Genomic DNA, 12484 nt, shown 5'->3' with positions numbered 1-12484 from the left:
AAAATAGTTTAAAAGGACAACCAAACGCAAAACTCGTATAATATCGTAACATAGTTTGACAAACCGAACAAATTTTCCGATTGTAACAAAAATGGAAAATGAATAAATATTCACAAAAACGTATCAAATAGGCAAAATATCCTACTATAGATTATATCTATTCATAAAAATTCATAAAATTAAGTTCGCAAAACTCGAGGTTTTGCACATGGTTTTTGATGAGAATTGTCTATCCCATTTCTAATTTAGTTAGATTTATAAAAGAAATTTTTTCGTTTTTTCCTTTTCTTTAAATGGGGCTTTTTTGAATTTCTGGAGGAAACTCTCCATTCGTGATAAAATTGGACAAGGATAATTTCCGTCAGGAGTGATATCATTGAAAAAATTTTTAATTGGCTTTGGTGGGTTATTAATCCTGCTTGGAGCAGGCGGCATCATAAATCATGTATCCATGGCATTTAAAGCTGTAGAGGAAGAAAGAGAGATGTACGGCGGCTCTGTTCAATTTATGCTGTTACAATTGATTGGCTCCCTTGGACCATACTTAACTTGTTTAGTAGGTGGCGGAATAATCATTGCCCTTGCTGCGTTTATTATTGAGTATCAAAAGCGTAGTGAGCTTACCTCTGAACTTATTAGAGCTGTTTCAACACAAAGATTAGCCCCTATAGAAGAAACAAGAACGACCAACAAACAAGTACAACCACAGTTAAAAGAGGAAAAAGATGAGACTGAGGAATATGAGCCCTATCCTCAACAAGAGAACCGAGAAGAACGACTTTATTGGAATGGATAATAATATAGACAATAACAAGGGGCGTCCAGTAGAATTGGACAGCCCCTTTGTTTTTATAACAATTCAGATGTTGTTTTTGCTTGCATATGAAGAAGTAAATAATCTGGTCCACCTGCTTTAGAATCTGTACCAGACATATTAAATCCACCAAACGGTTGATAACCAACAATGGCTCCTGTACAGCCACGGTTAAAATAAAGATTTCCAACATGAAAATCTTCTCGTGCCTTTTCAATATGCTCTCGATTATTTGTTAACACTGCACCTGTTAGACCATAATCAGTGTTATTAGCAATTTCAAGGGCATGATCAAAATCCTTAGCCTTACAGAAAGCAACAACAGGGCCAAAGATTTCCTCCTTCATAAGTCGCGCATTTTCATCTACGTCGGCAAATACTGTTGGCTCAATGAAATAGCCCTTTGAGTCATCACCTTTTCCCCCGGCTACTAAACGTCCTTCTTCTTTACCAATATCTATATAACTCATAATCTTATCGTAGGCTGCTTGATCAATAACAGGCCCCATATACACAGAACGATCTTTTGTTTCCCCTACTGATAGATTTTTAGTGAGTTCAATCACCCTATCTAATACAGGTTGGTATACATCTTCAAGGATGACTGCCCGAGAACATGCAGAACATTTTTGTCCGGAAAAGCCAAATGCAGATGCCACAATGGATTGTGCAGCCAATTCTAAATCAGCTGACTGATCAACAACGATTGTATCTTTACCACCCATTTCGGCGATCACACGCTTGAGCCATTTTTGCCCCTCATGTACTTTGGCCGCTCGTTCATAAATTCTCACACCTACATCTCTAGAGCCTGTAAAGCTAATGAATCTAGTACGAGGATGATCGACTAAATAGTCACCAACCTCTGAACCACTTCCAGGTACGTAGTTAACAACACCAGCGGGTAAGCCAGCTTCCTCTAGCACCTCAATAAACTTTGCCGCAACAACAGGTGTTGTACTTGCAGGCTTCAACAATACTGTGTTACCAGAAACAAGAGCTGCTGCTGTCATTCCTGCCATAATAGCAAAGGCAAAATTCCATGGAGAAATCACGATACCAACACCAAGTGGTATGTAATTAAAACGGTTGTATTCAATTGGGCGACTTTCTACAGAAATACCATCTTTTAAATCTAGCATTTGCCGTCCGTAATATTCCATAAAATCAATGGCTTCAGCTGTATCAGCATCAGCTTCATTCCATGGTTTTCCTACTTCTTTTATTAATAATGCAGAAAACTCATGCTTTCGTCTGCGAACAATAGCTGCTGCACGAAATAAAATATCCGCTCTCATTTCAGGCTTTGTTTTACGCCATGTGTTAAATGTTTGATCTGCAATTTGCATCGCTTTCTCTGCATGTTCCCTCGTTGCCTTTGAGACCGTGCCTATCACTTCCTGCTTATTGGCTGGATTCACGGAAACGATCTTATCTTTTGTAGAATAGCGCTTTCCACCAATCACTAAATCATAATCATTATTCAAATAAGATTGAACAACATGAAGGCCATCCTCTAGTGCCTGTTTATTTCCTTCCACAGAAAAATCAGTAAACGGTTCGTGCTTGTAAGGTACTACCATATTCCTTCGCCTCCCCGAAAATTTAATTGAAAGGTTTAGACCAAAAAAGAATAGTTAAAAACATTTCCATGTCTTTAACCATTCATGCTTCATTCGTATGCAGCTAAATATATAGAAATGATTAATACCTCAAATCTAATGTTGAGCAGAAAAAAACAAGCTAAGAACGAATCTTAGCTTGTTTTTTTATTTATATATATGAACTGTTGGTATTTCTTGATTTGGTTCCTTTAGAACAAGAGCTTCTTGTCCAGAGTTAGACATAATATTCACTTCAAGAGAAATGTAGTCTGGGAAGTAATCCATGACCTTGCCTGTAACAAATTGAGTAAAAGCGACAACCTCAGCTTTTCCATAGAATTGCATTGGAATTTCAATATCCAGATAGTTTAATTCACCATTTTTATAGAAAGCTTTTCCGATTACCCCAGTGTAATTAGGGAAAAACTCTTCAATATCCTGTTTAAATCGATTAAACATTTGTGCATCATCACGGTAAGCTTTCGTTCCTTCTGTTGATGGGAAAAAGTAATATTCTTCATCAATTTCTTCCCATTTCCCTAAAGAATTACTGCCTTGTTTTACGACGTTTTTCGCAATAAAGTTACCAGGTACAATCGAGGATTTTTCCTCTTGTTCATATAAAGCAAACACAATTGGAACATTTTCTAATCCTTTTGTTTTTCTCACTCGATTAATAACTTCCTGCGCTATTTCGTTTCCTTTGGATAAAATTTCTTCCCTACTTATTTTATGCTCCCTAGCATATCCGTCTTCTTGTTTAAAATAGTAAACAGAATTCATCGCTAAACCGATCACAACACCACCTAATTCCACTGTATCGTCATTACGAATTAAGTAGTTATGCTCAAGCATATGAGCTAAATAGATTGGGTTTTCTTTATTTTTTTGTTCCAGATTGTCATTTCCCTCAGGAAGTGCTGGGTTCAAGCCAAGCTCTACATATTCTTTTTCATCTTCTTTGGCTGCAGCTTGTGCTTCTTCTAGTGCTTTTCCGGTTAGCTTTCTTTTTAACCAGCTGTTTATTACATCACCTTTTAAATACTGTCCCTCTTGATATAAATATTCCTTTTCAGTTGGGAATGTATCCTGCGCCACTCTCATTAATCCCGTTTCAAATTCATCAATATCTAAGCGTGTGTTTAACTGCTGTGAAACAAGTCCTCTCGCTTCCCCTGCCTTGAAAGGTAGTATCATTTTGTAGTAAGAATCTGAAATATTATATTTGGGGATAATCGCTGTTTCCTTTGATTCATCCTCTGTTTCCTGCACGATTTCCTCTTGCTCTCCAAAGTTAGGTGCACAGGCAGTTAATAGAAACATGCTTGTTAACACCATAAATAGTTTCTTTTTCAATTTAAGTCCACACCTCTTATTTTATACATTTCGCTAGGACTGTTTGTTATGATGACTGACTCTCGTTATCTAATTCTTCTACTAGTCTGTTTTCATCCCATACTTCTATCTTTAAATCTTCCGCTTTCTTTAGCTTGCTGCCTGCTGCTTCACCTGCAATGACAAGATCTGTGCTTTTACTAACACTTCCTGTAACTTTACCACCTAAGGCTTCAATTCTTTCTTTCGCTTCATTTCTTGATAATTGCTCTAGCTTCCCTGTTAGAACAATTGTTTTTCCTGCAAAGTATGAGTCACTATCCTCGGGCTTAACTAGCCTCGGTCCTTTATAGGCTGTATTAACACCTAATGACTGAAGCTCACTAATAAGATGTTGCACATCAGGATTTTGGAAATATGTCGTAATGGCATCTGCCATTTTTTCCCCAATTTCATTTATGGCAACTAGTTCTTCCAAAGTCGTTTGTTGAAGATTTTCAATCGTCTCATATTGCTGTGCTAACGTTTTAGCTGCCTTCGCTCCTACATGACGAATTCCTAATCCAAAAAGCAGTCGCTCAAGAGAGTTGTCCTTCGATTGCTCAATTGCATTTAATAGGTTATCTGTTGATTTTTCACCCATTCTTTCGAGCTGAAGTAATTGATCTCTCGTTAGTCGGTATAAATCAGCAACATCTTTAATTAATCCCTCTTGAAACAATTGAGCAACAACTCGTTCTCCAAGGCCATCAATATTCATCGCATTTCTAGAAACAAAATGAATCAATCCTTCTTGAATCTGAGCAGGACATTGCGGATTAATACAACGTAGCGCAACTTCTCCTTCAATTCGAACAAGCTCACTGTCGCAGGCAGGACAATTTGTCGGCATAGTAAAAGTTTGTTCTTCACCTGTACGTTGTTCTACTAACACATTAACAACCTCAGGAATAATATCACCTGCTTTTTTCACAACAACTGTATCACCAATTTTGATATCTTTTTCCCTAATCAAATCCTCATTATGAAGAGAAGCACGTTGAACCGTTGTTCCCGCTACTCGAACCGGCTCTAAAATCGCCGTTGGTGTAATCACACCTGTTCTTCCTACACTTAACTCAATATCTAATAGCTTCGTTGTTACCTCTTCAGCTGGAAACTTATAAGCAACAGCCCAACGAGGACTTTTTGCTGTGAATCCTAATTCATCTTGCTGTGCTAGAGAGTCTACCTTTATCACAATACCATCAATATCATAAGGTAAAGATGCTCTTTTTTCTTGAAGGTTTTCAATTAGAGTGATAACTTCATCAATGCTTTCACATTTTCTTCGCTCTTTATTTGTTTTAAACCCTTCTTTTTCCAAGAAATCTAACGCTTCGCTATGTCTGTCAATACCCGTTCCACCTAAGTCCGCAATACTATAAACAAAAATATCCAAATTTCTTTTCGCAGCAATTTTAGGATCAAGCTGCCGGATAGATCCAGCAGCTGCATTCCTTGGATTTGCAAACGGCTCCTCTTCAAGCTGTAGACGGAGCTCATTTAATCTTTCAAAGGAAGCCTTTGGCATAAATACTTCTCCACGAGCCTCAAGAGAAACATCTGTTTTAAGTCTTAGTGGGATAGATCGAACTGTTTTTAAGTTTTCTGTTATATCCTCACCAGTTGTTCCATCTCCTCGTGTTGCTCCTTGGATGAATAACCCATTTTCATAGCGAAGAGAAACGGCCAAGCCGTCAATTTTCAATTCCACAACATATTGAACATCATCACCAACAGCTTGTCTTACTCTGCGGTCAAAATCACGTAAGTCTTGGTCATTGAAGGCATTTCCAAGGCTAAGCATCGGTGTTCTGTGCACAACCTTTTGAAAAGACTCAAGCACACCACCGCCGACCCTCTGTGTTGGTGAATCTGGGGTTTTCAGTTCTGGGTACTCTTCCTCCAGCTTTGAAAGTTCCTGGATAAGCCGATCATACTCTGCATCTGAAACGCTTGGTTGATCAAGTATATAATATTCATAATTATACGTGTTTAATAACTCATGAAGCGCATGAGCTCTCTCTTGTGCTGATTGTTTATCCATTAAGATATCCAATCCTTTCTACCGAAAATTGATTTCTAGGTTCTATATCATTAAACCCGATTAATAGGTGCAAATGCAGCTAATAGTCGTTTTATTCCGACTGGGCTTGGGAAAGCAATATCTAATTCCTTTCCTTCTCCGGAGCCTTTTACACTTACAACTGTACCAATTCCCCATTTTTTATGTTCAGCTTTATCACCAACAGCCCAAGAAATAGCTTCTCCTCCTGTTGATGAAGGTGTGACTACAGGTCGAGATACCGGTGGTCGCTTTTCTTGGCGTTCTTGACGACGAGCTGCACTGAAGGATGAAACAGATTTCTTTGCTTGTTCATTCAGATTTTCGATTAATTCGCTTGGAATTTCTCTAATAAAACGGGATTCTGGATTCATATTCGTTTTACCAAATAACGTACGCATTTGGGCATTAGAAAGGAAAAGCTCCTGCTCCGCTCTTGTAATCCCTACATAGGCAAGACGGCGCTCCTCTTCCATCTCATCTTCTTCCATTAAGGAACGACTATGTGGGAAAACACCTTCTTCAAGACCGATTAAAAACACAACAGGGAATTCAAGACCTTTCGCAGAGTGAAGCGTCATTAAGACAAGGGCATCACTTTGCTCTTGCTCATCTTCATCTAGTTTATCAATATCTGAAACAAGTGCTAAATCAGTTAAAAAAGCAACAAGACTTTTATCTTCATTTTGCTTTTCGAATGTTTGGGTAACAGATAAGAACTCATCAATATTCTCTAAGCGACTTTGTGCCTCTAACGTTTTTTCCTGCTTCAGCATTTCTCTATATTCGCTCTTCTCAATGATTTCTTCTGCAAGCTCTGTTACTGATAGATAATCCTGCATATTCCCAAGATTACGGATCATTTCCCGGAAATCTGTAAGAGCATTGATCACTCTTGCACTCACACCAATTTGTTCAATTTCATCTAAAGCCTGAAAAATGGATATATCATGGTCGATCGCGTAATTCGCGATTTTATCAAATGACGTTGAACCTACACCACGTTTTGGCACATTAATAACCCGAGCTAGGCTTATGTCATCATCTGGATTAGCAATTAATCGAAGGTAAGCAAGTAAATCTTTAATCTCTTTACGATCGTAGAACTTAATGCCTCCAACAATTGTATAATTTAAGTTCGACTTCAGCAGAACTTCCTCAATAATACGAGATTGAGCATTAGTACGATATAAAATCGCAATGTCAGAAAGCTTTCTTTGACCGGAATCCACTAACTGCTTAATCTTTCCTGCAACGAACTGGCCTTCTGCCGATTCACTCTCAGCACGGTAATAGGTAATTTTGGAGCCCGGCTGATTCTCTGTCCATAGATTTTTTGCTTTACGGTTTGAATTTTGTTTGATCACTTCATTTGCTGCTTGTAGGATCAACTGTGTAGAACGATAGTTTTGTTCTAGTAAGATCACATTTGCTTGAGGATAATCCTTTTCAAATGAAAGGATGTTAGCAATGTCAGCTCCACGCCAGCGATAAATCGATTGATCCGAGTCACCGACAACACATAGATTTTGAAAACGAGCAGCTAATAGCTTTACAAGCATATATTGGGCTCTATTCGTATCTTGATACTCATCAACATGAATATACTGAAACTTTCTTTGATACGATTCAAGTACTTCTGGTACACGTTGAAATAATTGAATAGTTGTCATAATGAGGTCATCAAAATCTAGTGACTGGTTTTTACGTAGCTTCTTTTGATAATCCTTATAAATATCACTAACAATTTGTTCATAGTGACTACCCGCTTGTTTTTCAAATTCTTCAGGTGTAATCAGTTCATTTTTGGCACTACTAATGGACCCTAGTAAGCTTCTAGGATCATGTTTTTTTGGATCGAGGTTTTTCTCTTTTAAAATGGTTTTAATAACCGACAATTGATCTGTCGTATCAAGAATAGAAAAGTTACGATTAATTCCCATTCTGTCACTATCTCGACGTAAAATTCTTACACACATAGAGTGAAACGTAGAAATCCAGATTTCATCTCCGCCAGAACCAAGAATTCCTTGAATTCTCTCTCTCATTTCTCTTGCTGCTTTATTTGTAAACGTAATGGCTAGTATATTCCACGGAGCTATTTGCTTTTCTGTCATTAAATAAGCAATTCGATGAGTTAATACTCTTGTTTTCCCACTTCCAGCTCCAGCCATAATCAATAAAGGACCATCTGTTGTTTTTACCGCTTGTTGTTGCCTATCATTCAAACCTTCAAGTAACTGATTTGATAAAAATTGCAACCAATCCACCACCCTTTTTTTAAAAACATATGTTCTATTTTATCGTCATCTCTATCATCATTCAATCATGTTGACGGAGAAATTTATTTCGCTTCTTTCGCTTCTTTCACTGCATTAACTGTTTTTAGTGCTGACTTTAAGTCATTATAGATAACATTCCCTACGATCACTACATCAGCATATTTAGCAAAGTTTTCAGCTTCTTCTGGTGAGGTAATTCCTCCACCATAAAATAGCTTTGTATTGGAAAGTACCTTTTTTGTTGCTTCAACAACCGCAAGGTCCCCTAACATCCCACTGTATTCAAGGTAAAAGATTGGAAGATGAAACAGATTTTCCGCTACACGGGCATAAGCTTTTACATCTTCAATCGAAAGCTCGGTATTAGCATCTGTTAAGGCTGCAGCCTTACAGTCTTGATTTAGGATGCAATATCCCTCTACAATAATTTCATCCCAGTTCATGATATCTCCATATTCCTTCACAGCTTCTTGATGAAGGTCCATCATCCATGTCGTTTTACGACTATTTAAGACTGTAGGAATAAAATATAGATCAAAACCAGGAATAATAGATTCTGTTGTAGAAACCTCCAACACACATGGAATAAGATAACGACGAACCCGGGACATTAGGTTTAACACATTATCTTCTGTTATATTATCACTTCCACCAACTAAAATCGCATCTGTTCCAGACTCACATATTTTTTCTAAGTCTTCATCACTTATATCTTTATCAGGATCGAGTTTAAAAACATGTTTCCACTCGGTAATATCATACATTTACTGGACTCCTCCATTCAAAAACATCCATTTTCCTATTATAACAAATTACATGAAGGCAAAAAACTAAAAGGAGAAGGAAGATACTTGAAGATTAGAAAAGCGCAAGCGCCTTGGTCAGCCTCGGGCAATAAGACGATTTGGAATAGAAGGCGCTCTTTGCCTTATATTCCAAATTGGCTTATGACCTCGAGGGGCTAGGCATCTGACTTTTTGCCAAAAAGTCAGACTGCTGGAGCTAGACACTAAAACTACGTACAAAATTTTATACTTTCTTACCTTTTTAGAAACCTAAGGCTTTCACCAAGTCATAATGGTGAAAGCCTTAGGTTTCTTATTTTATAGTAAAAAATAAAAGCACCGTTATAATCGGTGCTTTTACTTTATTCTTCTTCTATTTCCTTTTCTCCATGAACACGTTCCAGAGCCATTGTGTAAGCATCATTTCCATAATTTAAGCAACGTTTTACGCGGGAAATCGTTGCTGTACTTGCACCAGTCTCTGTTTCAATTTTATGATACGTATATCCATCACGCAGCATTCTAGCTACTTCTAGTCGTTGTGCAAGTGATTGGATTTCGTTTACAGTGCATAAATCATCAAAGAAACGATAGCATTCCTCTAAATCTTTTAATGACAAAATAGATTGAAAAAGTTGATCTAATTCTTTTCCACGAAGCTTTTCTATTTGCATAATCTATTCATTCTCCTTTTACTATTACGATTGAATTAGATATTGATCCAAAGATGGGACGACATTCACCCATGTTCTTCCCGGTACTAGCTTAACAACTTCCCCATCTTTTACCGGTAGAATTCGACCATCATGATTCTCCCATTCTACCTCCTGCATCATACCCTTTTGCATCAGTAGAGCTTTACCTCCTGATGTCATGTCGATTGTACGTCTGCCTTCTTTATCAATCACCTTATGTTTCATTTGAACAACAAAGATATTTGTTAGTTCTACAGAATCTCCACTTTCTAAGTCAACCGTGTCTTCATTACCACTATATCTTTTATAGGTCTGTTCAGTTTGATTATACTCGTATGTGCTTTGCCATGTTTCAGATTTGTCATATTTTATAACAAACTTGTTTACCTGCTCTCCCTTTATCTCCTTCATTTCTTCTTCAGTAAGAAAATCGAATGGGATAACATCTTCCGTCATAGTATATTGTTTTAACTCTGCACCTTGTAAGATATTGTCCTTTGAGATATATGAATTATGAGGTGCGTTACGATGATCTGCCCTCCAAAAAAGAGTGCCATCGTGTAACATACCGTTTATATGATCAACCTCATTACTTACAAGCCTCTCTTTTGCTGAAGGACTCCATCCATGGCTAATATATAGAGCATGAAATCCCTTGCTTATATCAATATAATAATCCCTAGCACTTCTAACCGGTCCTATTATATCAGGTACTTCACTTTGAAATACAGCTAAAAACCTTGTAATATTTCCTTCTGCAAGTACTTCATATACAACATCAGCTTTCGTTAGTCCTGACTGCGGTCTCGCCTTAGGATGATTATTAATCATCACAGCAACTGGACGTTGTATAATGTTCTGCTCTTCTGTTGCAATTCCGGTTAGGGGATAGATAACGCTTTCTTCAGCTTTAACCTCTGCAACGACTGGTTCATCTTCTTGCTGAACAACATCATCTTTTTTAACAATGCTTTCGGCTTGGTCCTCGTTTTGATTACATGCGCTTAAGAAAACAAGCAATGATACGATAACCAATGAATACTTACCCTTAATCAAACTAACACAACCTTATCTTTTTATTACACTTTTATATTTTAACGCATTATAGATGGAAAGAGTACCGTTTTTTTCATCACATCAAAAATCCCTCTTGGTGTAATTCGTATATACGGTAAATGAGTAGATGACAGAAATAGCAAGGAATGAATAGGATCATCAAAACTGTATCCTCTTTCTTGTAATAAAGAGGTCAATTTTGCTTGCTTATCAATCACATGTGTAAGCTCTTCATTTGAAGCTCCACCATTTAATTGTAAAGACATTTCAAAAATCACGTCACTGTTTTCTGTCAGGACAATACCGCCACCAATTTCCTTCATTCTTTCAAAAGCAGCAAGCATTTCTGTTTTTCGTTTCCCTATAATAATTATATCTCCCGTTGTTGAATAGGAGCTCGCAAAGCCTTGAACATGGTTGGCAAAGCCTTTTATCACTGTATTGATTCGCCACTCACCATTACGGTCAATTAAGGCTAAAAAGCTCTCATCGTGTTGTTCTGATAAATCATTTGCTGAACTATCAATTGTAACAGAGTATGGTTCCATGATGACCGCATTTCGCATTTTCATACCTAATGGCATAGAAAATTGTAAATCGTCCATTGTTAAATCCCATTTAAAATCAACCGGTTCAAGACCATATTGATTCCAATCGACCTCATGATCCTCTTGTTGAGGTACTCCATCTTGCATGATCCATTTTCCTTTTGTCATGACCGATATTGGATCAGGACGGTCTATTGATTCAAGAATATTCAGCGTTGCCACCCTTCCTGGAGCAATGACACCGATTCTATCTTCTATTTGATAGTATTTTGCAACATTAAAGGCCGCCATATTATAAGCATCAATTGCAGGAACATTGCTATCAAGCGCTATTTCAATACAACGGTTAATCATACCTTTTTCATAAAAGTCGGGGTTTGCTCCATCCGTTGTGTAGTATAAATGATCGTAAGTTGTGAGCCCCTCATCCTGAACCTCTTTTATCAGCTTACTTAAGTCTGGTCTTATGGATGATTGCCTTAATGCTGCTGTGTACCCCATTTTTAACCGGTTCATAACATCCTTTCCAGTCATTGATTCATGATCACTATCAACACCAAATAATTTCATTTTTGTTAATGTATTTTCCGAAGCACCTGGAAAATGGCCTTCGAGTCTTTTCCCTTTTCGTTTTGTTTCCTGTAACCAATAGAGAATCCAATCATCACCATCTCTAAGCTTAGGCCAGCCCGTTAATTCACCACCCTGTAAGACCGAATGATGCTCTAGCCATTTTTTCACAAAATCATGTGAAAAAATTTTTTCTTCAGAATGCACTTCTGTTTGTAGATCGAATCTTGCCCACCAATAAAAATGGTAAGGCAACTTATCCATTTCATCGATAAAAGTAAGCGCTTTCTTTTTGTTGCAACGTAATAGCAGAAAAAGGTTATCACTTATTAAGGTTGTTGTACCCGTTTGTGACACATACTTTGCTAATGTGTGGGGATTATATAACTGAAATGGATGAGCATGTGGCTCAATATATCCTGGTACAACCACTTTGGCAGAACAATCAATCACTTCTGTTTCTGTTGTTTTTTCAGGTGAATTGTCTCCCACATAAACAATGCGATCATCGTAGATCCAGATATTAGCTTTAATCCATTGTCTTAAATATGAGTTAAGATATGTGACGTTTTTCAAAATTGTTGTAGGTGATAATTTGTTTGATAAAACATCTATCTGCTTACGTATTTGACTGTTTTTCCATAGAAATTTTTGCTCGGGCATAAAAATCCCCCCAATTTTTGTAAGA

At 37.4% G+C, this 12484-nt stretch carries 9 protein-coding genes; 1 reads left to right on the top strand and 8 read right to left on the bottom strand.

Annotation, left to right across the window (positions count from 1 at the left end):
- The first annotated feature begins 376 nt into the window (after positions 1 to 376).
- On the top strand, positions 377 to 796 hold the full coding sequence (locus tag D9842_RS22020; protein WP_121664317.1) for a hypothetical protein: 420 nt from the start codon (positions 377 to 379) through the stop codon (positions 794 to 796).
- Between the two features lie 53 nt (positions 797 to 849).
- On the opposite strand, the gene pruA is transcribed toward D9842_RS22020, so the two are convergent.
- From pruA to D9842_RS21980, 8 genes are all read right to left on the bottom strand, one after another.
- The gene (gene pruA, locus D9842_RS22015) at positions 850 to 2397 is read right to left on the bottom strand and encodes an L-glutamate gamma-semialdehyde dehydrogenase (protein ID WP_121664316.1); all 1548 of its coding nucleotides are present in this window, start codon (positions 2395 to 2397) and stop codon (positions 850 to 852) included.
- A 186-nt stretch (positions 2398 to 2583) separates the two neighbouring features.
- The gene (locus D9842_RS22010; protein WP_232273694.1) at positions 2584 to 3774 is read right to left on the bottom strand and encodes a CamS family sex pheromone protein; all 1191 of its coding nucleotides are present in this window, start codon (positions 3772 to 3774) and stop codon (positions 2584 to 2586) included.
- 46 nt (positions 3775 to 3820) lie between these two features.
- Positions 3821 to 5842, bottom strand: a complete 2022-nt coding sequence (gene ligA / locus D9842_RS22005; protein WP_121664315.1) for an NAD-dependent DNA ligase LigA — start codon at positions 5840 to 5842, stop codon at positions 3821 to 3823.
- 50 nt (positions 5843 to 5892) lie between these two features.
- A complete protein-coding gene (pcrA, locus tag D9842_RS22000; protein WP_121664314.1) occupies positions 5893 to 8121 on the bottom strand; it encodes a DNA helicase PcrA in 2229 nt (742 codons plus the stop codon).
- An 83-nt stretch (positions 8122 to 8204) separates the two neighbouring features.
- On the bottom strand, positions 8205 to 8906 hold the full coding sequence (locus D9842_RS21995) for a heptaprenylglyceryl phosphate synthase (protein ID WP_121664313.1): 702 nt from the start codon (positions 8904 to 8906) through the stop codon (positions 8205 to 8207).
- 383 nt (positions 8907 to 9289) lie between these two features.
- On the bottom strand, positions 9290 to 9601 hold the full coding sequence (locus D9842_RS21990; protein WP_098797700.1) for a YerC/YecD family TrpR-related protein: 312 nt from the start codon (positions 9599 to 9601) through the stop codon (positions 9290 to 9292).
- 24 nt (positions 9602 to 9625) lie between these two features.
- Entirely contained in the window at positions 9626 to 10678 is a 1053-nt protein-coding gene (locus D9842_RS21985; RefSeq protein WP_121664312.1) for a DUF3048 domain-containing protein, read from the bottom strand.
- Between the two features lie 38 nt (positions 10679 to 10716).
- Positions 10717 to 12459 carry an adenine deaminase C-terminal domain-containing protein gene (locus D9842_RS21980; RefSeq protein WP_121664311.1) on the bottom strand — a complete coding sequence of 581 codons (1743 nt, stop codon included), beginning with the start codon at positions 12457 to 12459 and terminating at the stop codon, positions 10717 to 10719.
- Positions 12460 to 12484 lie beyond the last annotated feature (25 nt).

Source organism: Metabacillus litoralis (assembly GCF_003667825.1).
Classification (GTDB): domain Bacteria; phylum Bacillota; class Bacilli; order Bacillales; family Bacillaceae; genus Metabacillus; species Metabacillus litoralis_B.
Note: the sequence above shows the minus strand (reverse complement) of the source record. Positions and strands in the feature narration are given on the sequence as shown.